Consider the following 24,412-nt stretch of genomic DNA (forward strand, 5'->3'; position numbering starts at 1 on the left):
ATTAGATCTCTAATTCTTGAGTTTTTTCTGAGCTTGCTGGAGCTGGCGTTGCGTCTTGCTCCGTCACGAATGAAGATTGCAGTTGTGCTAATTGAGACACTGATAAGTTAGTTGCACCGAAATCACTGGGGGTGCTTACCCCGCCTTGTGATTTGGCTTCTAAAGCGGCGCTGATAACTTGCTCGATAGCTGACTGTAAATTGGCCTTAAATGCCATGGTCAAGGTGCCATCTAGTTGTGAGTCGACTTTTATTCTCAGTTGCTCTGCTTGCACAAGTGCATTGATATCAAGCAACAGTGTTGACTTATTTCGTGGGTCAATTGCTGCTGTTTGTAGTCTGTTATCTAGCTGCCAAGGTGCGTGCGACTGACCACCCATTTGGCCGAGATAATTAAAACTGATTGGCGGTAACTGCAAACTTTGCGCTTGTTGTTGCAGCGGACCAAAACCTAAGCCCTTATTCGGAATACGGCGCAGTGCCTCTTTAGCATCAACAATGGTGTCGGCCAGTGATGCTTGTTGTGTTAAGTTCACTGGATACAAACAAGTAAACCAGCCAACAGTTTGGTTGATGTCAACATCTTCACGCCATGCTTCGCGGCCATGGCTTTCAAGCGTAATAGAATGATGTTTCTGGTTAAATGTGTGACTAAGCGCTTGTGATAACGCCGCCAGTAGCAGTTCTTCACCTTGAGTGTTAAAGCCTTGATTGGCGTCGGTTAAGAAGCTAGCCGTTTGTGCTTTATCCAGTTCTAGCCACACTGTTGAGCTGGTGGCTGCCATACAAGGTGGATAGCTTGCGGTGTGCGCTGCGATGTTTTTCCAAAACGCGGTTTCTTGAGGGTGGCTTTCTAGATAGCTTTGCATCACGTCAACCCACTGACGGTAGCTAGTGCGTTTTTCTAGTAGTACACCGCCGTCGAGTAGCGTTTGTAGGTCTTGTGCGATAATTCGCCAAGATACCGCATCGATGATGGCATGATGCACTGCAAAATGTAGTAAGTCGTAAGGCTCGCTGGCACGACGTACTAGGCTAGCCTGCCAAAGAGGACCGTTTGCCAAGTCAAAGTGGTTTTGTTTTTGATTAAGTTTGTTGATTAATTCAGGGTCATCCCCATCGACAACGAACAGCGGCGCCATAGTACTTAACTCACCGTATACCTGTTGTAGCTTTCCTTCAAATTCAACAAACGTAGTGCGCAGCATGTCGTGTTGCATGGCAAGAGAGTGAAGCGCTTCTTCAACCACGCTTTCTGACAATGATTTTGGCACTTGGATGGCAAAGTTTTGGTTCCAGTAGTGTTCAAACTCAAGACCTTTGTTGAAGAACCAAGTCTGTACTGGCAGTAAATCAAATGCACCGCTTAATTCGCCGTGCTCAGCAAGTATCTCACGTTGCGTTGCTTGTAGTGTTGCAACACGCTCACTGAGTTTACTGGCTGTGGCACAATCGAAAATATCTTTAACTTGTAGATCAATACCTTGCTTACGTAATAGCGCAACCAATTGAATACTCAGGATCGAGTCACCACCGATGGAGAAAAAGTCATCCTGAATACCCACTTGCTCTAGGCCAAGTAGTTCTGCAAAGGCATTGCATATCAATGCTTCACACTCGCTACTTGGGGCAACATAGTTTTGTTGACTCGTAAATTGTGGATCTGGGAGTGCTTTGCGGTCTAACTTACCGTTTCCTGTGAGTGGAATTTCGCTCAGTAAAGTCCAGGTTTTTGGCTGCATATAGGCTGGCAATTTGCCCGCAACAAAGGAGCTAATTTCATCTAGTGTATCGCCTTGTTGCCCATCCGCTAACTTGATATAAGCCGCTAAATAGGCTGAGCCTTGGTTTTCTCTGTCGATCACGACAGCCTGAGCGACTGCTGGGTGGGCGTTTATCGCGCTTTCAATTTCACCGAGCTCAATACGATAGCCACGGATCTTAACTTGGCTATCGTTACGGCCAATGTACTCTAATTCTCCATCGGCTAATCTACGTGCTAAGTCACCCGTTTTGTACAGACGCTGATGACCTCGTTCGATATCTAGCTCAGTTGCAAACGGGTTTTCAATAAAGCGCTCTGCTGTGAGCTCATCGCGATTGAGATAACCGCGCGCAAGACCTGCGCCACCAATATACAACTCACCCATTGCACCTGGTTCAACAAGCTGCATTTTTGAATTGAGAACATAGGCTTTCATATCCCAAATTGGACGCCCGATGTAAGAAGCCTTGCTGGTATTTTCAAAGCTCAGCGCTTTGTAGGTAACGTGTACCGTGGTTTCGGTGATGCCATACATATTAACCAGTAAAGGGTGACTATCACCAAACTGGTTCCACCATGGGATGAGCATTTCAGGGTTCAGCTTGTCTCCACCAAAAATAACGTAACGCAGTTTCGTCTGTGGTAATTTGGCACGTAATGTTGCGGCACTGAATTCGTAAAAAGCTGCTGGTGTTTGGTTTAATACTGTGACTTGCTGCTCGTTACAAAATGCAGCAAAGGCATCAAAGTCACGGATCAGATGTGGGTCAACAATGCACAATTTGCCACCATAAAGCAGCGCGCCCCACATTTCCCATACGCTAAAATCGAATGTATAAGCATGATAAAGCACCCAGATATCAGCTTCGTTAAAGCCGTAATCTTGCTCATTGGCCGTAAATAAACGGACTACATTTTCATGAGTTTGCATTACGCCTTTGGGTTGTCCCGTCGTCCCTGAGGTATAAATGACATAGGCCAAATTTTGCGGTGACACATTTACTTCTGGCGCGGAGTGAACGAGCTCTGTGACGTCTGTCGCAAATACCAAATGCGGATTTACTTGAGCTTCAGTACATTTGGCTAAGATCTCTTGTTCGGCATTTTTGTCACTAATAAGCAAGGCTGGGTTAGTATCGGACAAAATAAAAGCAGTTCGTTCGCTGGCATGATCTGGTGACAGCGGCACATACGCGCCGCCAGCTTTACACACAGCTAAAATAGCCACTAACATCTCAAACGATGGTTGCATGTATAAAGCAATCAAGGTGTCAGGTTCTAGGTGCTTTCCTGTATGTCGTTGATATTGCTCTCGTAGATGATGGGCTAGGGCGTTAGCGCGTTGCTCTAGTTGTTGATAGCTTAAACTTTTCCCATTGTGTGTCAGTGCGTGATTTTCTGGATATTGTTCAGCAGATTTGGCAAACCACTGGTGTAATGTTGTGTCACTGAAAAAGTGTTGGTTTTGTTGGTTACTGCGCTCAAGCACGAGTTCTTGTTCAGATTCAGTGAGAATAGGTAGCTCTGCAACATTAAAGTCGCCAGAGTGGGTTAGTAGTTCTAAGTAGCGAACTTGAATATCTGTGATGCGGTTTAAAGAAGCGCGCGTGAAGGTATTTTCACTGGCAACTACTTTTCTACACAGGCCACCGTCAGTTTCAAAATGGGTAAATTCAATATCAAATTGAGATACACCGGGTTCGACAGGAATACCTTGTACGCGAATGTTTTGTGCATCACCTAGGAATAGCTCAACCCCTTTACGGCCAATCATTAACGGCGTGATCCCTGCGCGGATCCCGTTGCTTTTTAGCTTGGCTAAGTAGTTACATGTTACGTTAATGTGTTTTGCTGCGTCTTGGTTTTTCTGTCCAGATAACAATAACTGGGTGAGTTGTGCAGCGACATCTTGGATTAGCTTAGAACCGGTATAATGGTCGATATCAGTAATTGATACCGTTTCAACATCCGAGTAGTGACCAAGAATAGCACGCGTACGACGTGTTCTTCTGGCCATAGGTACGCCAATAGTTAAGTCGGTTTGGCCAGTAGTATGGAATAGGGTCAGGAATACGCTAGCAAGAACCACACTAAAACTGGTTACGCCGTGTTCGGCTGCACAGGCTTTGATATGTGCAAGCGCATCGGCACTTTCCTCACGGAAACTAATACCATCATAGTGATTGGTTGCGGGCGTCACACCAGCGTTGCAGAAATCAATCGGATAAAGATCATGACTAGCAGCGGTGCTGTCATTTGGCTCGGGTTTTTCTTTGAACATCACTTGATAGTCAAGCGCTGCCAGTTCTGCTGTTTGGCCATTCACTTGGGCTTCAAGAAAAGCCAGTAAATCGCTGACCAGCACTTGCAATGCCCATTGGTCAAAATTAATGTGATGGCCTTTGATCACCAATAGCAACTTGTCTTCTTGTTGCTCGGTATAAAATTGGAATGTTTCTTTGTTGATGTCGATGACTTGTTCAATTAGGGCTTTTGCTTTGCGTTCATCCGAGAGTGTCACTAGCGATTGAGGTACAGGCAGCAGCACCGGAGCAGTATCGAGTAGTTGCAGCTTTGGTTCCCCATCGACCTCGATAACTTTGCTGGAAATAATCGGATGCCGTTGTTGTAACTGGGCAAACACGGTGGCGAGTGAATCAAGGCTAATATCGCCGCTAAACTGCAGCGCACAAGTGATATTGTAGACTGGGTTATCACTGTCTAATTGTTGTGCTTGCCATACATGCAGCTGTCTACTACTAAGTGATTGAATGCTTTCGCTCGTTGTCATTGAGTTCATCATATGATCCTTATTACTATTCCTGTTAACACAATGGCTTTTGCCAGTTTGGGTTGTGGATCTTTGTTTGTTGTAGTTTTATAAAATGACGCTCTACCGCGTTGACGAGGAGATTGGTCGTGATTTCCGGTTGGTCTTGTAAATACATATGATCCCCCTTCACGATGTGATGGGTAAAATCACTGTCGCAAAATGCTGACCATGCTTGATATGAATCGGTGTCAACTAGGTGATCTTGATCTGCCAGAATAAGTTCTGTAGGGCTAGTGAGTTTGATGTTTGTCGTCACAGGCTGCTCAGCGAGATAAAAATCACTCTGGAACATACCCGCGATGATTTGCTTTACGTCTTCAGATAAGCGATGTTTTGGTACTAGTCCCAGCTCATACAGTGTGTCTAATAGCTCATCGTGTGGTAACGATGAATACTGTGTTTTAGACGTGATTGAAGGTGCTCTGCAAGCGGAAAGGCAAATCAGATCTGCGCTTTTTACCCCCGCGTTAGTGAAATGGTCGGCTAGTTTATAGGCCACCATTCCTCCTAAGCTGTGTCCAAAGAACACGCAAAGCCGCTCACTGCGCGGCGAAATTTGCGTGCTACTACTTAGGTGACTAAGTACCTCATCCCAGTCCCTTAAAGGTTGCATACCCGCTTTCATACCTCTGCCAGGTAAATCAATGGCATGTACCTGCCAATCGGCAGGTAACAAACTGGCCCATTGTTTAAAAAACAATGATGAACCGCCAGCATGATGAAAGCAGTATAGGTCTACGCCCATCATAGCTTTAGCTCCAAGGTTGGCGTAAAGGCGATGGATTGACCCGTGAGCATGGTATTGGTTTTTAAGAAGTTGACTAGGTACTCTGCAAGCTCGTGATAGCTGAAGACTGCAGGTCTAGCACCCAAGATACCGCCTTTCAGTTTGCGCTTTTCAGTCCTTGCTGTTTTGCTATCGGTAGCCAGTAGTGGTAAGACAAAGCTGTTGACTGCAAATTTGCTACCTTGATACTCGCGAGCCAGTGTCATCATTAGCGCATTTTGAGCGTGATTACAGACGCTTGAGGTCGCTTCTAACTCGTAGTTTTGAGTATCGGATTGGGTTAAAAACACCAAGTTACCACCATTCAGGCGTAAGCTGTCTGCAAGTACATTTAAGGTACCGAAGACCCGCTCTAGCTGAGCGACAATAGCTTTGCCTACGTGTGGCTCTGCAAGCAATTCTGCTTCATTGACTCGATTAGCACAGTGCAAAATAGCAACTTCTTGATGTGCTGCATTGATCTCAAACCAATTAAGCAATTCACGTAACTGCAGCTCAGTTATCGGTGTTGAAATCTCGATGTTTTCTATTCTGGGGTATTCATCAACAATGTGTTTGGCGGCACTGATAAGTAGTACCGGGTGTTTTTTCGATTGCAGATGTGCAATCAGATTGCTGTCAAATTCACCGCTAGGATGCAATAAGATAAAAGCTTGAGAAATCATACCGCTAGACCTCCGTCAAGTCTGAGCACACTACCTGTTTGATAATTGGAAGCAGAAGAAGATAAGTACAATGTGGCATCCGCGATTTCTGATACCGTACCAACCCGGCCAAGTGCTGTATGACGCAATACCGGCCTGATCACCGCTTCTGGGATATCATCAATCATGTCTGTGGCGATAAAAGTGGGAGCAAGGGCATTGCAGTAAATACCACAATGGCCATACTGACGAGCAATGGTGCGAGTCAAACCAATGATTGCTCCTTTTGAGGTGGCGTAGTTAGCTTGACCCTCTCGACCACTGATCCCACTTTGGGAAACCATATTGACGATTTTGCCCGTGCCTTGCCTTACCATACGTGGTAGCACAGCTTGGCAGCAGTTAAGTGTGCCAATGAAGTTGGTGCTCAGTACTTGATGAAATTCGTCGTAGCTCATATGCGAGAACAGGTTGTCTTTGGTGATCCCGGCGTTGTTAACCAAGACATCAATACTTCCTGTGTCTGCAATTGCTTGATTGACGACGGCATCAATGAAGCCGCGATCAGTAATATCGCCACTGAGCTGAGTAAAGCGCTCATGCTGCAAACCGCTAATAGGTGTGGTTGAACGGCAGATCCCAAATACAGTGGCGCCCTGCGCTAAAAAGGCTTGAGCTATGCCCTTACCAATGCCTCTAGAAACACCACTTACAACAACAGTTTGTTTTGAAAACACAAGCAACTTCCTTAATTTGTATAAACGATGGTGAGCTCTGCTTTAGCCACTAACTCATCATCAACATGAGCAAGGGTCTTAAAGCGCGCCATTGCACCAAACTCGGTTTCGAGCTTTGCTGTGATCTTTAAAATTTCACCCGGACGTACAGGGCGGTTAAATTTGGCTTTCTCAATGGTTGAAAGCATGCCTCCTGACTTGCCCTTGTCGCAGCACAAACCGCTGATTTGAGCCATGGTTTCAATGATCAATACGCCAGGGAAGATAGGCTCGTCAGGGAAATGTCCCTGTAATCCCGGTTCATTGTGGGAGATAAATTTTAGGCCCACGATCATTTCATTTTTCGAATGCTCAATAATTTTATCGGCAAACTTAAACGGCGCTTTGTGTGGTAAATTGTCTGTGATCATGACTTTTCATCTCCCCAGTCAAAACAGAAATAAACAATGATAAAGAAAATCAAGCTGGTAACTGTCAATATGATTAGTTGGCGACTCACTGCGGCAAGATCAGCACCTTGATTCGCTACCAAACGAAGCGCATCTAAAAACGCCGTGGTTGGGAAGAACGACACGATTTCACGCATAATTGTCGGGAAGTTAGCTGTATCGAAATAGATGCCAGATAAGAACATCAAGGGAAAGTACAGCAAGTTTGCTATGCCAGATGACACTTCAACACGTTGGCTGCGAGCCCCAACCAACACACCCAACATACAGATACAAAACGAACCCACTGACATAACCACTAGGATGTTCAGTAAGTTACCTTGTAACGTGTAGCCAAATAGGAAATGAAAGGCGACAAATAAAATCACCATCTGGAAAACCAGTAAAAACAGGCGAGCCATGACGATGCCAATGATGTAATCACGACGTTTAAACGGTGATAGGCGCAAGCGTTTGAAAAAGCCATTCTGACGATCAGAGACTAAGCTATTAGCAATGGAAACCAGAGCTAAACCAAGGATCTGCAAAACGATAATGCCGGGAATAAGCCAATCGGTATAACGATAACCGACGACACTAACCACAGTGCTTTGCATGGTTTGTCCATTGGCTTTGTCTTTGAGCTGCAACAGGTAGTTGCGTGCCATTAGCGATTCATCGGAATTATGAGTCGAGTACATTGCGTTGGGCGCAAGGTAAACCTCTGGATTCGCTTGTGTTTGTAGTTGCTTTAATAATGCATCAGGCTTTTCAATTACAGCGTCTACTTGGGCGGAACCAAATACCGATTCAAGCTGCATAGAGTCTTTCTGCGAAAGCTTGGTGACGGTCACGAGCGGATCTTGTTCTATGGCTTTGAGCCAAGATTGTTCCATTTGCTCTGCGTGCATGATAACGACATTGACCGGGCCCATTTTTGGCCCGCCAGAGAAGGCTTGGATCAATAACAGTGCAATGAAAATAGGTAGTCCAAAGGTCCATAGTAATACCGCTTTGTCGCGGAAAAATGGCCGTACATTGACCATCATTAATTGCCAAAAAGGATAGAGCTTGGCTTGATTTGCCTCATGCATAACTTTCTTCCTTCGAAATAGAGGAACCGGTAAGTTTTAGGAACACGTCGTTCAACGTGGCTTTTCTGGGTTCTTTAATGACTGGCGTTTCAAAGGTGCGGTTAATGATGTCACTTGGCGCACCGGACTCGATGATTTTTCCTGAATTAATAATGGCTAAGTCATCACAGAGAAACTCAGCTTCATCCATGTAATGAGTCGTTAGCATGACGCACGTACCACTGGCTTTTAGGTCTTTGATGATGTGCCAAAATTCTTGGCGACTGGTTGGGTCAAGTCCCGTGGTTGGTTCATCTAAAAACACCAATTTTGGTTGCCCAACAACCGCCATCGCCAGAAACACGCGTTGTTTTTGTCCGCCGCTGAGTTCGCTTAACCAAGCTTCTTTCTTTTCAGTTAAACTGAAACGCTCAAGCAATTGATTAATAGGTGTATAGCTTGGGTAAAAGCTTGCGAACAGTTCGACACACTCTCTCACCTTAAGCTTTTCGTAGAGGTTATTGTGCTGCATTACGCCGCCCATTAATCCTCTTAGTTTCACCTCGTCTTTTTGCCAGTTCAGCCCAAAAAGTGTGACTTCTCCTGAAGTCGCACTACGCAGTCCTTGTAAGATCTCAAGAGTCGTGGTTTTACCTGCACCATTTGGTCCGAGCAGACCAAAGCACTGGCCTTCTTCAACCTTGAATGAGATATCGTCTACCGCAACTTTCCCGGTTCTTTTATAGACCTTCCTTAAGTGATTAACTTCGATCACGGTCGTCATACTAGTTCCTTACTTTTCGTAAAATACATCCCGTCATACATCCCGCCAGATTGACGCTGAGCAACAGGGTTTGATCTAACGCTGGGTTGGAGTTTTGTTGATTTACTGCAAAAAATAGGGCTTCAGCGGCAAGCTCGCTGGAGTGTTCTAACTCTTGTTGTGCTTCGAACTGTACTAATTCCGCTTGGGGTAAATGTCGGTCAATGGCGCTCAGTAATTTAGCACTGTGTTCAGGTAAGTGGTTGGCTAGAACGATACAGCCAATTTTTGAAAACATGCCTGACTGCTGGTCAAGTAACGCATCGAAATATTGTTCATCACTGACATTGCTGATCTGAATGAAATCAATGAATTCAGCGATAGGTTGGTATCCATCTGGTAGGCCTTCTCCGTTTGAAAGAACAGCACAAGTGGCGAAGTTACCAAGTTTTGATGGAAAAGAAACGGTTTGCCAGATTTGCTGTGACAGTTCCGTATCATCTTGTGAGCAGCAAGCGATAGCGTATTCACAGCGCCCTTCGCGCATGTCGTAGCTAGCGCTCCAAAGCGATTGTAGCAAGTCGTTACCCAGATCGCTGACACAACTGGCTGAATTTTTCATGCCAAAACCAATGGCAATTTGTCCCAGAGTGGCGTTCACGACAGTATTTGGGAAGTGGGTACTTTTAAGTTCACTGATTCCAGATTCGTAGGACTCTAAGCTCTTATCTAGCGTCTCCAATGATCCGGTTGGATTGGCATAGTATGCGCCAAATTTGCTGCGCTCATCGGCAGAAAACTCAAGATGGCTATCTTCTAAGGCATAATGACATGCACCTAACGCAAACTGTGCGACGTTTGGCATACGGCGCTGATAAAGTTCGGGACACTGGCGCTTTAATTCGAATCGCGTAAAACGTTGCTGTTCAATTTGTCGACACGTTGTAAGGCTTTGTTCATTCAGCATAGAAGCACCAAGCAGGTAAACTTTGTGCTTGGTGATCGCAGGTTGTTCAACCGTTTGCTGACTTAAGATCATACTGGTATTGTGACCACCAAATGCCGAGTTAGTCACCGCAAATACATCGGCAGTCAGCTCTATAGGGTCGTTCTTTACAATATCGAATGCTTGACAACATTCTCTGATTTCATCGACGTGTAATGTCGCAGGCAGTAGACCTTGCTCTTGCGCAACTAAGGTTGAAATAAGCTCAATCGCCCCAGCAGCACCTAACGTGTGACCGAAGTAGGCTTTTGAACTGGATACCTTTATCTCTGCCATAGTTTCAGCACCAATAGCATTGCTGATACCATTGAGTTCAGCGCCGTCATTGGCTGGTGTTCCAGTACCATGACTATTGATGTAGCGAATATCTGTATTTGGTACAGGTGAGTAACTTAATGTTTGCTCAAAAGCCCGACGAACACCATCGCCTTCAGGATTGGGGGCGGTTGCATGGTGAGCATCCAAACTTGAACCGGTGGCCAGCAGTTGGTATCTGCCTTTTACACCGCGTGCATGAGCGTGATGTTCTGCTTCAAGAATCAAAAATCCAGCACCTTCACCTAGGCTTAACCCCATGTTTGTTCCATAAGGTGAGCAAGGGGTGTCACTTAATGACTGTACTGATTGAAAACCACCATAAACCAATTCACTTAAGGCATCAGCACCGCCAGCAATGACGACATCAGCTTGACCGTTTTCGATTAGTTGTTTGGCAAAAGCAATGGCACTGCTGCTGGCAGTACATGCAGAAGTAAATGTCATCACTGGCCCGCAGATGTTGAAGTGCCGACAAATACTCATGGTGATTTGATGAGGTGGAAAGTGCATTAACGCTAGGTCATAACCTTGGTTTATCGAGGCCATTAAGGAGAACATGCCGCAGTTAGCATTTCCTAATGTTAAAGCGATGCGCGTACTTGGGACAGCCGTCAGGTCTAACTGTGCTTTTTGTAATGCTTCATTGATGGCTTCAATGGCATACACCGCTGCTAAATCTTTATCGAGCTCTGTAGCATTGGTGTTTTCAAAACCAGATACAATTGCGCCGACATTATGTGGCAAGCCATCGGTATTAAACCGGTTAATATGGTTTATACCGGTTTTTTTATTTTTAATGCTTTCTAGTAAAGATTGGCAATCTTTACCAGCGGCACAGATAACACCATATCCGGTGACGATGGTCTTAGTGACGTGATTATTCATAAATACACTCCTTCAGTGCCGATAGCGTGGTTTTTCCCAATTCATTGACCGGAAACTCGGGCAAAAAATGCACTTTGGGAACCGGAAGCTGATTAAACCAAGCGCGAATGTCGGCTGCGTCGGTCGTTTTTGACGCTTTTTGTTCAACAAATGCGATAAGCTCTCCGCCTTTGCTATGGGTTGAATCCTCAATGAAAAAGACTTTGTTTTTTAAACCGTTAAGGTTTTCTGACAGGACCTGTTCAATACTCTGCAATGAGTAGCGCTTTCCTGCATACTTGAATATTTGGTCGGCTCGTCCGCCATGTGTGAACTGGTTCTCATTAATAAATACCAGCTTATCTTTGAGTAAAAACTCATGTTGGTCGCTAACCAAGAATGGAGAGCGCAGCACTAAGTTATCGCCTTCAGTGGATATTTCGACATCACTAAATTTGGTGAAATATTCACGATGTTGGCCTAGTGTTCTAAAACCAATCCCTCCCGTTTCGGTACTTCCAAGTACTTCAAAGGCGGATAGCGTCAAATTATGCTCAGCAATATAGGTTGCGAGTTTTTGTTCGCGCTCGCCTTTAAACGGTGCCCCAGAGCTAACTAAGTAGTGGGTTTTATTCGTGAGTTGCTCATAGGTAAAGTCGAACAACGTAGGGGTCAATATAAGTAGGTTTCGATGCTCTGGAAACGGAGCCAACGAAGGTAACGTCCCTAGTTGATAACACACCGGTAGCGCTAACTGTAATGGCAGCATAAATGCCCAAACAAACCCGTACATATGACGAATATCTACGCAAGCGGTAACATATTCTAGATTGTCGAAACCAAAGGTTTGTTGAAAGCATTTGGCTTCTTGCTGTAACGAACGCAGTGTTTTAAACCAAGTCTGCGGTGCACCTGTGCTTCCTGATGTTTCAAAGCCAATTTTGCAATCAATTAGCTGCTCCAATTGCGCAGATAAAGTTAACTCCTGAGACTCACTGTATGAGTCATCCTGCGGCAAAGATTTCCAGCTAAACTGCGTATGTTGATCTGAGTTTGCGGTGGATTGAATTGGCACAAATTGGTTAGCCAACAATACCAAGGTCGAAACAATCACATCGATAGATTTGCTATCTTGAACATAGACATGACTGCCAACAGGGTAACTGAAATTAAATCGCTTGGACTGTTCAATGATTGTCACAAGCTGGTGCTGGGTGAGAGAGCGTTGTTCCTCGAACCAAGTCGCTTGCGATAAAGCCACTTGATGTTGCTCCATTGCCGAGCAAATTGCTGTGACAATGGAGCCGATGGTCACCGTGCTGAGTTCACCCAAGTCGCTCACTGAAAAGGTTTTTTTGCATGCGGACGAGAGTTGCATCAGATCAACTGAATCCAGATACAGTGGAGCGTCTAATAAATTGTCATCATCGACAAGCTGAGAGAGTTGTGACGATTCAATTTCTAATTCAGATTCAATCAGTTCAATCAATTGTGAGCGAACGGCGCTAGGTGTTTGCATGGTTTCCTTCCAAGCTTGAAATTGATTTTTAAGCAGGCTCTGCTGCAGTTGCTTGCTCATGAACAAATTCAGCTAGCGTGCTGATATTTTTCATTTTTTCTTGAATGAGTTGCTCTGGAAAATCTTTAAACTTGAAGTGGTATTTCTTTTCGATAGACACGACAAGGTCCAGTACTTCGATGCTATCTAGGTCTAAACCATCACCAATTAGTTGTGCGTCGTTCTCAATTTCATCAATGCTGTCAACAACTTCTAGGTTGTCTACGATGATGTCTTGTTTAATAAACTGCATTACAGATTCAAGCGTGCTCATGTCATTTTCCTTCTGAATGTTAGGGTAATTAATTTCTTGCTCACCAAATTTGGACAAAGCAAGAGCCCTGAGCGCAAATTTCACGCTCAGCAAACTCTGTTTATGCATCTAGTGAGATATAGAAAAGCGGTTTAATACTTAACTGTTAAACAGTGCATCGACCATTTTGTTGATTTCAGCATCCATTGGGCGGTCTTCAATAACCGGCTCAAACTGCGCGCTGATTTCATCAAAGAAAGCCTTAGATAAATCGTTTAACTTACTGGCTTTACTATCTTTTCCGTCAACATAGAAAGCTTGACGAATAGCCATCGCTTGAATTGCGATAACGGGCTTGATGAGGTCGGTAACTCGGCGTAAATCACGAGCAGCAATAGTTCCCATACTAACGATATCTTGATTTAACGCTTCGGTTGTACGGGAGAAAATTGACATAGGTCCTGAGTTTTTCAGGGCTTCAGCAACGAGTGAAGATGAAGTGATCTGCATTGCTTTAAAACCGTGGTGTACCCAAGCTTTTTCACCTAAGTCTTCTTTTGCTACTAGGTTGTTTGAAATACCACCGTTAAGTCGGTCATCGACAAGAATACCTAATTCTCTTTCTAGCAATGCACCCATGTTTGCGACTAGAGGTTTTAAGGTGTCACAAATTGCCGCAACATGGCCACCGTAGAAGTGACCAGCGTTTAAGATCAGATCATTTTCGTCGTCAAACAGTGGATTATCGTTTACCGAGTTAATCTCAGTGGTCAGAATTTGTGAGGCCCACATTTCAGCATCGATTAGTGGCCCAATCACTTGTGGTGAACAACGAATAGAGTAGCTATCTTGAAGTCTAAAGGCTTCTTGTTTACCAAACTCGATATTGTCATCAGTGCGGTTACGACGTCCTAATCTTGATTCCACATTGGTCAAGCGCTCTAAAATTTTCTCAGCACAGAGTTGCTGTCCTTTATGCGGCTTTAATTCATGCACACGTTTATGGAATGGTGACGCACGACCTTCGATAAGTTCGACATACAGCGCTATCAACTTGCAGCTTAAATCGATAGCTCTGCGGATATCTCGTAATGCGTTAGTCGCAATGGCTGACATTACTGAAGTCCCGTTCATGATCGCCAAACCTTCTTTTGGTTTGAGCTTGTAAGGAGTGATGTTCAGTTCTTCAAGTACTTCTGCCGTTTCGCGTAGTTGACCTTGATAATATACTTTTCGTTTACCACCAAGCGCAGCCCCGACGTATGAAAGTGGCGTAAGGTCGCCGCTCGCCCCTACAGAGCCCATAGATGGAATGGCAGGAATGATGCGGTTATTTAGGAAAGTTTCCATCTGTGCGAGCAGCTCCCAGCTTACACCGGAAAAGCCTTTGGCGTTACAATTCATGCGGATAAGCAATGTAGCCGCGCAGTCTTCTTCGGACAGGTATTCACCAACACCGCAACCGTGGTAGGCAATGAGATTTTGTTGTAACTCTTCAGAGAGCGATGTAGAGATACGGTTGCTAGCTGAGTTACCAAAGCCAGTCGTTACACCATAAATATCTTCTTGGTTTAGCAACTTATTGTCTAAATATTGACGGTTTTGCTGAATTCTATCTTTAAGCTCTATTTCATCCAGTTTCACCTTTGACAAAGGTTGAGCAGCGTACTGTTGCACAGACTCTAAAGAAAGGGTCTGATCTTTGGCAATAAATACGATACTACCTGGTTGTTGCTCTACGCGGATAGCGTCCTTCTCGGCATTATATTGGTTCATAGCGTTCCTACTCTGACTAAGGGCAATAGCTTGTTTATGAACAAGATGTCATACAAATTACCTAGCTTTTGTTAAGTTAGGCGAGGCGAGTACAGCGAAACCAACGTCCCTTTTATACGAACATATTGTTGTTACTTATGTTACAAAAAGATTAAGGTTGTAAATAAAAAATCGAATATAACGTTTTTTATTGTTGAATTTTAAGAACGGCGGCTAGGTTAAGCTCGAGTTCCCGAGCTGTCAACAGAGCAAAACCATTAACTTAACCCTGGTTTAATTTTTAATTAACAAAAGTGAAATGTTTGAATGTGACAAATTGATTAAGGGGGATTCGAGTGCTGATTAGGTTTATGAATTATATAGTAATAATTTTTTATTAGAGTATAGATTCTAATACTTTTGGGCAGGAAATTGTAATAAAACTGACTTATGAAAGTTTTAATTTTTTTTGTGGTCGGATGAGTTTTGCTGCTAAACATCCCGTACTACATGAGCTACAAGGGTGTTGATGTTGATTATTGTTTCATCTAGTCGTTTTTTTTAAGACGATTTTTTGAATAATTGAGAATCGATTTTCCTTATTTTTTGGACGGGGAGCTGGCAAAGTTCCCCGTAAATTACTAGTTAATACTCTAATGCGATTTTCTTTAGTCCAGACTCATTCACAACAAGTAAATATGATCGGTCGAGTGAAGCGTTACATAAGCTTATTGGTAAATCACCTTCAGCCAATCGGATATCAGAATCACACTGTTCAACTTGATACCAGTTGCTCACGTTGCCTTCATTTAATTCGACAACTGCATCATTTATTTTAAGAGTCAGGTCAGACGCTGCTAACACACGTACGGTGAATTTATTGTCGTGGTCGTTCTTTTCGCGCCTAAGTACCTTAAGATCCATAGCGTCGCTGTTATCTTGCATAGCAATAAAGTGATAATCGCGATCATTGCTGACCTTTAGCTTTCGTTTTTTAAGCATGCCCAGTTTATTGACCGATTGCACAAAGAAGCTAATTTCTCTGTTTGTATTGTGTTCGTGGGTTATACGTACGGGATCACTATCAGAGATCAAAGTTTTTACATGATATTTGCTATTCTCTACATCTCTTTCATCACCATCGAGTTCTGTGTTAGCAATATGAAAGGCAACTTCATAGTCTGTTGCATTAATTAGATTGTAGTCATTCTTATATATGTCGGACCCAAAATTTGCCGTTTCGATATCCTCTGAAGAACACGCACTTAGTAATAGTGCAAATGTCACGATTGCTGGTCGGAAAAACATATCAAGCTCCTTTGATTGTGAGTTGTAATACTTTGTTTTGTAATATTTAAACCGATACTAGAAGTTGGCTGATGAACGAACTACTTCAGTATTATTTTCTAATCAACTAAAAGCAGGGTATACAAGTTCGCTGGTAATGTTTATAGATGAATGTAGGCTAATTGTAAGAATCTGTAGAGAATTTGCTCGGTGTACTATACTGGGTCCAAACTTCTGTGGTAGTCTATGTATAACTACATGAAAAAAATGGTGTTTTATATTTTGAGTTTTCGCTCAAACTATGAACATTTTTAAACAGCTCTGATGAGTTAATGTGCAGTCCACTTTGGCTCACTCGTGAGCTTAAACACAGCGCGAGCAGGAGCAGTTTTCTGAGCATGATCACCATACGAAACCTAACAAAGCAGTTTTCGGCTAAACCGGTATTTAATAACTTCTCAGCAGAATACGCGCAAAGCAGACTCTGTATTCAAGCGAATAATGGAATGGGGAAGACTACGTTATTTCGCATTGTTGCTGGATTAGATGATGCGTGCTCAGGTGAAGTTTTGTTTGATGGTATCGCAGTAAAAAATCATCAAACAGTGGTGGCTTTAGCGTCCGACTGTATTCCCTTCCCTGAGTTTCTTACGGCAAAAGAATTACTTAGCCTTAGTTGCCGTGTTTGGGAATGTGCTTTTCCCGATGAGTTGGTTGAGAGGTTTCAGTTTTCCTCATTTTTGCAAACTAAATACGCAGCGTTATCATCAGGGAATAAGAAAAAACTTCAGTTAATTAATGCAATCTGTAGAAACACCCCATACCTGTTGTTGGATGAACCGACGGCCGCGTTAGATCATCATGGAGTGGAGCAAATCCTATCATTAGTCGATACTTTTCAGGGACAAATACTATTGACCAGTCATGAGCCCGAGCCCTTTTTGCAGCATGGCTTTGCGCTTAAACCACTTTTTTAGCTCGGAGTTCCCCATGTTGGCATATTATCAATATCGTAAACGCAGCTTTTTGGTGGCAAGTAAAGAGTTACTGGAGCAGGTGCAACGCTTTGGCGCGATGATCGCTTTGCTGTTTCAAGTGTACGTGTTTGGCGCAGTGGCTACGCTTTTTATGGGAATTGGAAAAATTGTTCAAAGTGATCATCCGCATACTGCGGTATTAATGGCTTGGACGTTGTTGACCTTTCAGAGCTTTCTATTTTATGTATTTCGCTCGGCCATTTTAGATTCCCCTCATCGTAGTTATCACTCAACCATTCTCCCTAACAAGCGTCATATGATTGTCAGTGATGTGCTATTAACTACGGCCGCACACCCGTTGCTGTTTATGTCTATGATTATCCTAATTGCAATAGGCGTTGATAAAATCACTCAGGCTTGGCAATTGGTTTGGTTTACCGTCACACAATTTGCCTTTGCAGTTGCGTTCATCTATCGGCCGCTAGCGGTCACGCTAAGCTTGGTAGCATTGGCGATAGTTAGTGCAGTAATAGAATCATTACCATTGTTTTTGGTGCTAAGCTACGCGTTATTGGTGATTTCATTACTTGTTTCTCCAAAGTTTGTTGATTTTAGTATGGTCGTTACGTCGCTACGTACATACTGGTTACGTTATTTTTCCCAAAACTTGAATGTCGTAATTTGGCGTATTGTTTTTACGATGTTAGTTCTGTGGTTTGGTTTTACCGTAAAAGTAGAACGCCCTGATTTAATCACTTACTACACACCAGGGCTGCTTGTAATTAATCTATTGTGGTGGAGTAGTATCATGATAGATCTTAAACCTGAGGTTGTTGGCAGGGTACATTACTGGAAAAGTTTACTCATGTACCCACAAGTGGAGAAAAGTGCTTGGCTGGTCGGTGCAACTGTGTGTGGCATCGCATCTATTGTCACCCTTTTAATGTTAGGGTTTTCATGGGCTTCACTTATTGCTGTTGCGCTAACCCCCATGCTTTTAATATGCGCCTTCAGGAGCACGAAGCACCTCTTGGTCGCGTGGCTAGCGACGTTCGTTTTAAGCTACCTTCCTTTTATCTAGCTGACTTTGTAATCAGTGAAGGCAATAGAAGAGTTGCTATCAGGCAGCATAAGTTGTTGGTAATACTCTTCTATTTCACTGAAAAAGCAGTACCCCTCGTTTGGAATCGTTTTGATGTATTTAGGCCTTCTTTCACTGTCACCTAAAACACGCTTAAGCTTTTGTAACAATGAATATAAATTTTCAGGATTGGTGCTAATTTGCTCGGGTAATAAGGCATCAAGTTGTTGAAAACTTAACATTTCTCCTTGAGACTCTAAAAAAACGCTAAGTAATGAGGAAAGTCTTGGATCAAGGTATTTTGGCGTAAGGTCACATCTGTCAATCAAAAGGTTGTGACTGCGAATGTACTCCCAAGAACCAAATAGGGTAATAAAATGATATGAATCTTCATGTTTATCCATCGTAGTCAACACCCTTAAATCAATTTGCACTCCTTTTTAACTTATGTGTATTTCAATGTATGTCAACATCAAAGCCTAAAAAACACATTATCTTTAATAAAAATCAACCAAATTTCGACAATTAAAATGCTAACGGTATCTACACTTAGAATTCTATTCCATAACTTGAATTTAGTGTTATTCGGAATTGCTGATTTATATGAGCCCGAGGTTTTGCCTAAGGTGCAATAAAAAAGGCCCTAACAAGGGCCTTTGAGCTATCCACGCAGTGGCTTTTGATAAAAAGTTACGCAGCGTCAGCTTTGGATGAACGATCTCTTGCTTTACCCGCTAAAAGATCGGCTGGATCAAAGTCATCGACATTGATAACAGCAAGTCGTTTGCTTTCAACAGCAGCCAGTTTTTGTGCTTCTTCTTCAGATAGTACGCCAGCTTCTCGACCAAGTTCTGCCACTTTATCCAGTTGCATAAATGGTAGCTTTTTGCCTGTGCCTCGGCACACTTTATCAAACAGTGGCTCAACAGCTAAAATATCTTTCAGAGTTTGTTCTTGTTTACCCAGTAAACACAAAGGTTCATCTTTAAGGTAGATGTGTGCAGCTAAGCGCTCTCTAGACTCGTTAGGCACTTGTAGTAAATGAGCTAACTTATGTTCCATTTTATCGGTCGGTTTACGTACTGGTCGACCGAATGGGAACAATAGCACTTTTAACACGCCACGAAGTGCCGCAGATGGCATATTATTAATGAGGTCGGCTAGGGCACGCTGGCATAAATACAGGTGCTCTTGACATGACCACTGAACGAATGGCAAGTCTTCTTTGCGTCGACCTTCATCATTAAATCGTTTTAGAGTTGCAGATACTAAATACAGGTAACTTAGCAAATCACCAAGGCGAGCTGAAATGCGCTCTTTGCGTTTTAGTGAGCCGCCAAATACCGCCATACAAATGTCTGACATTAACGCTAGTGAGGCACTATATCTCGCTGCATTACGGTAATAAACCGCAGTCTCGTCATTAAATGGTACTTTGGTAAAACGAGCACCAGTCAGAGCCAACCACTTTGTTCTAACCAAATTAGAAAGCGTAAAGCCAATATGACCCATTAGTGATTTATCAAAGCTCTCAAGAGCAGCTTGTTTGTCTTCAATACCACAGGCTTCAAGCTCTGCAAGAACGAACGGGTGACAACGAATAGCACCTTGACCATAAATAATCATGTTTCTGGTGAGAATGTTGGCACCTTCTACGGTGATGGCAATTGGCGCGCCTTGATAGCCTCGACCAACATAGTTGTTGGGGCCTAAACATATTCCCTTTCCGCCATGAATATCCATGGCATGGATTGTTGACGCTCGCATTTGTTCGGTGAGGTGATATTTTAAAATGGCCGAAACGACAGAAGGCTTTTCACCTAAATCTACTGCTCCCGTAGACATGGTAACGGCCGCATCACTGCTGTAGGCGTATCCACCGAGTTTAGCTAAAGCTTCTTCAACCCCTTCCATTTTACCAATCGGTAACTTAAATTGGCGGCGAATACGGCTGTAAGCACCACTAGCGATTGCCAGTGACTTAATACCACCTGCAGAATTTGACGGTAGCGTGATTACGCGGCCAACCGACAGACACTCAACCAGCATGCGCCAGCCTTGTCCAGCCATCTTCTGACCACCAATAATAAAGTCGAGTGGTACGAAGACGTTTTCGCCTTGAGTGGGACCATTTTGGAATGGCACGTTCAATGGGAAGTGACGACGGCCAATTTTAACGCCAGGTGTACTTGTTGGGATAAGAGCACAGGTAATGCCTAACTCTTCTTTATCGCCTAGTAGGCCATTTGGATCTCTCAGCTTAAAGGCTAAGCCAAGTACCGTAGCGACAGGTGCTAGGGTAATATAGCGCTTATTCCAAGTTAAGTTAATTCCAAGAACTTCTTTACCTTCCCATTCTCCTTTACAGACGATACCAAAGTCTGGGATAGATGAAGCGTCAGATCCTGCTTCTGGCGAGGTCAATGCAAAACAAGGAATTTCATCACCTTTGGCTAGGCGAGGTAAATAGTGGTCCTTTTGTTCTTCAGTACCATAATGCTGTAATAGTTCGCCTGGGCCCAAAGAGTTTGGTACACCAACGATTGAAGACAGCAAAGTTGATTTGCTGGTTAGTTTTTGTAGCACACAAGATTGAGCATAAGCAGAAAACTCTAGACCACCATATTGCTTTTTAATGATCATGGCAAAAAACTTATTATCTTTTAAGTATTGCCATACATCTTGCGGTAGGTCTGTCAGCTCATGTGTTGCTTCCCAGTCATTCAACATGGCGCAGACTTCTTCAACAGGACCATCTAGAAATGCCTGTTCTTCAACGCTCAAGCGAGGCTTAGGAAACTGGTGAAGTTTGTTCCAATCCGGATTACCACAAAACAGATCTGCTTCCCACCAAGTGGTACCAGCATCGATTGCTGACTTTTCAGTTTCAGACATTGTCGGAGTTACTTTTTTAAATGCCTTGAAAGCGGGAGCAACGATATATTGTTGGCGAAGGTTAGTGACGGATAATGGCACCGCTATAGCCAAGAATATGAGCCAAGAGATAATGCCAAAAGCACCATTAAAGGTACCTACTAGCATAGTGGCAGCTGCGATACCGAGTGCGGTATTCCAGCTAGTGCGATGATAACTTGCTAGGCTCAGCAAGACTAACAACGCGATTACGAATATTAAAGTCATGTTGTTCTTCCTTATAAGAGGTCTGACCACCAGGTTAGACTAGCTTGTTAAACCTATTATTTCAAGCGTTTCAGTGTTGACGATAAACTTAAAATCAACCGTTTATATGAACAATACTTATCTAAAAACAGGTAAACATTGTTACTAACCTCATATTTGGATGATTTTCTCAGAGCAGTTACAGGCTTGTAACGTGAACATTGATAAATAAAGTTGGGTATTGAACAGAGTTTATTTAATCTGCTGACTGTTAGCATAAAGCCAACTTGAATTTTTTAGCGCTGATATTAGAGAGACTGTCAAAATTCGTTGCCAGTCGCAGTACAAATTGGCAGTTGCTATTTGTGTTTTGCCATCTACACTCAGCTATTGTTGTCAATAGATTAAAGACGACGAATACTCTTTTCATACAAAGCTAACTTACTGACCTACAATACTTTTCATGGAGGAAATGTATGCAGTTCACGATTATTTACACGTTTGTCTTGACGAGTTTTTTTGCCATGGTGGCATCCTTTCATATTTATCCTCAGGCTGTTGTGGTAAATCTTATTTGCTGTTTTGCGGCTGCGTTTTTTGGTTACCGAGGGTTTACGCGCTCGGCTTTATTGCTCTGTTGTATCAATATGCTTGCTATGGTGTTTAGTTCAATGCTGAATGATCCGTCACAGCTTAGCTTAAAAGCCGCATTGGTATTTGCATGTTGCGTGATGTTTTTCGGTATTGCGTTAGGGTGTAGTAAAGACACTGACAACGATAAAAAGGCTAACTGTTGATTATTCCAGAGGTGCTGCATTTAGCCCTGACAGCTGATAAACTGCGCGCCAACTAAAGCTTGTAGGAGCGGCGATGAAAATTTTAGCTGACCAAAATATGCCTCTGGTGGAAGAGTTTTTTTCAGAACTGGGCGATGTTGAGCGCTTTGATGGTCGAACATTGACATCAGAGGCATTAGCTGAGGCGGATATCCTGCTCACTCGTTCAGTCACGCAGGTAGATGAAAAATTATTAGCAGGCGTGGAAAAGCTACAATTTGTAGGTACTGCGACAATTGGTGTTGATCATATTGATACCGCACTATTAGAGCAAAAAAATATTGGCTTTAGCAGTGCGCCGGGATGTAATGCGATTGCCGTTGCTGAATATGTGATCAGTGCGTTACTAGCTTATGTGCAAGAAACAGGGCAAGCCATTAAAGATAAAACCGTAGCCATCGTTGGTGTTGGGAATATCGGCGCCTGCCTAGAAAAAAAGTTAGCGGCTCTCGGTGTTAACGTTATCCTTTGTGATCCGATCCGTTTTAAACAAGGCAGCTTGCCAGAGCATCAGTCAATCGACACCGTTTTAGCTCAAGCGGACATCGTGACATTTCACGTACCACTGATAAAGGAAGGTGAACATAAAACAGTTCATTTATTAAATGCATCTCGTATTCAATCTCTTAAGCCGAACATGGTTATTATTAATGCAAGCCGTGGTGACGTGATAGATAACCAGGCTCTACTCGATGCTAAGCTAGCGGGCCAGCCGTTAGAATTAATTTTAGATGTTTGGGAAAATGAACCAAATATCTTAAAGCCATTGCTTGAGCATACGCGTTATGCATCGGTACATATTGCTGGACATACATTAGAAGGTAAAGCTCGTGGCACACAAATGCTTTATGAAGCAGTTTGTCAGCATTTTGGTTTGCAAGCCGGTAAAACAATCAGAGATTTTCTGCCTACGCCTGCTGTGACCGATTGTCGGCTGAGTGATACGTTTGATGACTCAGATGTGATTAGCCTAGTTCACTTAGTTTATGATATTCGTCGAGATGATGGCATTCTGCGAGCAAAATTAGACCATGCAGGTTTTGACGCGTTACGTAAGAGCTATCCGGTAAGACGTGAATTTAGTACAATTACCGTCAACAATGGCGGGGAGTGGAAAGCGCAACTCTCAGAGTTGGGTTTTACGATTAAACGTGGATAACGGCCGCAATAGCAGCAAATATAAATCAAAGAATGAGGATTAGTCATGTCGCAAAAATACAATGTGGCAGTGCTTGGTGCAACAGGACTCGTAGGCAAGCAAATTATCGAAACATTGGCAGAAAGAAAGTTTCCTGTTGATCAGCTTTTTCCACTAGCGAGTAGCCGCAGTGCAGGTGAAGATATAGACTTTCGCGGTGAAAAAATTACCGTGTTAGATGTAGAAGAATTTGATTTTTCCAACGCCCACATCGGGTTGTTTTCGGCTGGTGGTTCAGTATCAGAAAAGTACGCGCCAATTGCTGCAGAAGCTGGTTGTGTAGTGATTGATAACACTTCACACTTTCGTTATGACCATGATGTGCCATTAGTGGTACCTGAGGTAAATAAAGAGTCATTAGCTGATTTTAGAAATCGTAACATCATTGCAAATCCTAACTGTTCAACAATTCAAATGTTAGTTGCATTGAAGCCTATTTATGACGCCTATGGTATTGACCGTATTAATGTTTCAACCTACCAAGCGGTTTCAGGAGCGGGTAAAGAAGCTGTTGATGAGTTAGCGAAGCAAACGGCTAATTTGATGAATGCGCGTCCAATGGAAAACGAAGTGTTCACTAAGCAAATTGCGTTTAACGTAATACCGCAAATTGACGCGTTTCAAGACAATGGCTACACCAAAGAAGAAATGAAGATGGTGTGGGAAACACAAAAAATCCTCGGTGATTCTAGTGTGTTAGTTAATCCTACCGCGGTTAGAGTGCCGGTGTTCTTTGGTCATGCAGAGGCGATTCATTTAGAAACACGCATGCCTTACGATCTCGAGCATATCAAGCAGCTACTTGCAGATGCACCGGGTGTTGAACTCATTGAAGATGAACAAGATTATCCAACACCAGTATCTGATGCGAGTGGTAATGACACCGTATATGTTGGCCGTGTCAGAGCGGATATATCACATCCATTAGGATTAAATCTGTGGGTTGTTTCAGATAACACAAGAAAAGGCGCAGCAACCAACAGTATTCAAATTGCTGAAGCCTTAATCGAAAATTATTTGTAAAGACAATAACAGTGAAAAATCGGCAAACTCCGACTCGGCAGGAGTTTGCCGTTATGTCAACTTATTGACGAATATTCAGTTTTTCCCATCATCTGATGCTCTGCATA

General features: G+C 43.3%; 19 protein-coding genes. 5 read left to right on the forward strand and 14 right to left on the reverse strand.

Annotation, left to right across the window (positions count from 1 at the left end; genetic code table 11):
• Position 1 precedes the first annotated feature (1 nt).
• The 12 genes from ACSLBF_RS05205 to ACSLBF_RS05260 all read right to left on the reverse strand — a co-directional run bounded on the left by ACSLBF_RS05205 (position 2) and on the right by ACSLBF_RS05260 (position 16,091).
• Entirely contained in the window at positions 2 to 4,567 is a 4,566-nt protein-coding gene (locus ACSLBF_RS05205; protein WP_440055542.1) for an amino acid adenylation domain-containing protein, read from the reverse strand.
• A gap of 22 nt (positions 4,568 to 4,589) precedes the next feature.
• Complete coding sequence (locus ACSLBF_RS05210) at positions 4,590 to 5,345, reverse strand: thioesterase II family protein (protein ID WP_440055543.1); 756 nt, start codon at positions 5,343 to 5,345, stop codon at positions 4,590 to 4,592.
• Entirely contained in the window at positions 5,342 to 6,049 is a 708-nt protein-coding gene (locus tag ACSLBF_RS05215; RefSeq protein WP_440055544.1) for a hypothetical protein, read from the reverse strand. Before ACSLBF_RS05215 ends, ACSLBF_RS05210 begins: the two co-directional genes overlap by 4 nt.
• The gene (locus ACSLBF_RS05220) at positions 6,046 to 6,765 is read right to left on the reverse strand and encodes an SDR family NAD(P)-dependent oxidoreductase (RefSeq protein ID WP_440055545.1); all 720 of its coding nucleotides are present in this window, start codon (positions 6,763 to 6,765) and stop codon (positions 6,046 to 6,048) included. The genes ACSLBF_RS05215 and ACSLBF_RS05220 overlap by 4 nt, the downstream gene beginning before the upstream one ends.
• 11 nt (positions 6,766 to 6,776) lie before the next feature.
• Positions 6,777 to 7,175: a 3-hydroxyacyl-ACP dehydratase FabZ gene (gene fabZ / locus ACSLBF_RS05225; RefSeq protein WP_440055546.1), complete on the reverse strand. Its 399-nt coding sequence runs from the start codon at positions 7,173 to 7,175 to the stop codon at positions 6,777 to 6,779.
• Complete coding sequence (locus tag ACSLBF_RS05230) at positions 7,172 to 8,287, reverse strand: ABC transporter permease (RefSeq protein WP_440055547.1); 1,116 nt, start codon at positions 8,285 to 8,287, stop codon at positions 7,172 to 7,174. Before ACSLBF_RS05230 ends, fabZ begins: the two co-directional genes overlap by 4 nt.
• Positions 8,280 to 9,050: an ABC transporter ATP-binding protein gene (locus ACSLBF_RS05235; protein ID WP_440055548.1), complete on the reverse strand. Its 771-nt coding sequence runs from the start codon at positions 9,048 to 9,050 to the stop codon at positions 8,280 to 8,282. The genes ACSLBF_RS05230 and ACSLBF_RS05235 overlap by 8 nt, the downstream gene beginning before the upstream one ends.
• Before the next feature lies 1 nt (position 9,051).
• Entirely contained in the window at positions 9,052 to 11,238 is a 2,187-nt protein-coding gene (locus tag ACSLBF_RS05240; protein WP_440055549.1) for a beta-ketoacyl synthase N-terminal-like domain-containing protein, read from the reverse strand.
• Positions 11,231 to 12,796 carry an AMP-binding protein gene (locus tag ACSLBF_RS05245; protein ID WP_440055550.1) on the reverse strand — a complete coding sequence of 522 codons (1,566 nt, stop codon included), beginning with the start codon at positions 12,794 to 12,796 and terminating at the stop codon, positions 11,231 to 11,233. Before ACSLBF_RS05245 ends, ACSLBF_RS05240 begins: the two co-directional genes overlap by 8 nt.
• Positions 12,765 to 13,049, reverse strand: a complete 285-nt coding sequence (locus ACSLBF_RS05250; protein WP_440055551.1) for a hypothetical protein — start codon at positions 13,047 to 13,049, stop codon at positions 12,765 to 12,767. Before ACSLBF_RS05250 ends, ACSLBF_RS05245 begins: the two co-directional genes overlap by 32 nt.
• 138 nt (positions 13,050 to 13,187) lie before the next feature.
• Complete coding sequence (locus tag ACSLBF_RS05255; protein ID WP_440055552.1) at positions 13,188 to 14,804, reverse strand: HAL/PAL/TAL family ammonia-lyase; 1,617 nt, start codon at positions 14,802 to 14,804, stop codon at positions 13,188 to 13,190.
• Positions 14,805 to 15,428: 624 nt separating this feature from the next.
• Positions 15,429 to 16,091 (reverse strand): hypothetical protein, encoded by a 663-nt coding sequence (locus ACSLBF_RS05260; protein ID WP_440055553.1) that lies wholly within the window; start codon positions 16,089 to 16,091, stop codon positions 15,429 to 15,431.
• Positions 16,092 to 16,468: 377 nt separating this feature from the next.
• On the opposite strand from ACSLBF_RS05260, the gene ACSLBF_RS05265 reads away from it, so the two are divergent.
• Both ACSLBF_RS05265 and ACSLBF_RS05270 read left to right on the forward strand, forming a co-directional pair.
• Positions 16,469 to 17,047 carry an ABC transporter ATP-binding protein gene (locus ACSLBF_RS05265; protein WP_440055554.1) on the forward strand — a complete coding sequence of 193 codons (579 nt, stop codon included), beginning with the start codon at positions 16,469 to 16,471 and terminating at the stop codon, positions 17,045 to 17,047.
• Between the two features lie 13 nt (positions 17,048 to 17,060).
• Entirely contained in the window at positions 17,061 to 18,128 is a 1,068-nt protein-coding gene (locus tag ACSLBF_RS05270) for a DUF6136 family protein (protein WP_440055555.1), read from the forward strand.
• On the opposite strand, the gene ACSLBF_RS05275 is transcribed toward ACSLBF_RS05270, so the two are convergent.
• A complete protein-coding gene (locus ACSLBF_RS05275; RefSeq protein ID WP_440055556.1) occupies positions 18,125 to 18,532 on the reverse strand; it encodes a winged helix-turn-helix domain-containing protein in 408 nt (135 codons plus the stop codon). The genes ACSLBF_RS05270 and ACSLBF_RS05275 overlap by 4 nt on opposite strands.
• Before the next feature lie 286 nt (positions 18,533 to 18,818).
• Positions 18,819 to 21,269, reverse strand: coding sequence for an acyl-CoA dehydrogenase FadE (fadE, locus tag ACSLBF_RS05280; RefSeq protein ID WP_440055557.1), 2,451 nt, complete (start codon positions 21,267 to 21,269; stop codon positions 18,819 to 18,821).
• Between the two features lie 455 nt (positions 21,270 to 21,724).
• Here fadE and ACSLBF_RS05285 point away from each other — a divergent pair, with 455 nt between their 5' ends.
• From ACSLBF_RS05285 to ACSLBF_RS05295, 3 genes are all read left to right on the forward strand, one after another.
• On the forward strand, positions 21,725 to 22,045 hold the full coding sequence (locus ACSLBF_RS05285) for a DUF6419 family natural product biosynthesis protein (RefSeq protein WP_440055558.1): 321 nt from the start codon (positions 21,725 to 21,727) through the stop codon (positions 22,043 to 22,045).
• 73 nt (positions 22,046 to 22,118) lie between these two features.
• Complete coding sequence (locus ACSLBF_RS05290) at positions 22,119 to 23,243, forward strand: 4-phosphoerythronate dehydrogenase (RefSeq protein ID WP_440055559.1); 1,125 nt, start codon at positions 22,119 to 22,121, stop codon at positions 23,241 to 23,243.
• 45 nt (positions 23,244 to 23,288) lie between these two features.
• Positions 23,289 to 24,305 carry an aspartate-semialdehyde dehydrogenase gene (locus tag ACSLBF_RS05295; protein ID WP_440055560.1) on the forward strand — a complete coding sequence of 339 codons (1,017 nt, stop codon included), beginning with the start codon at positions 23,289 to 23,291 and terminating at the stop codon, positions 24,303 to 24,305.
• Positions 24,306 to 24,412 lie beyond the last annotated feature (107 nt).

Source organism: Pseudoalteromonas sp. T1lg65 (assembly GCF_051930985.1).
In the GTDB taxonomy this organism is placed as follows: Bacteria; Pseudomonadota; Gammaproteobacteria; order Enterobacterales; family Alteromonadaceae; genus Pseudoalteromonas.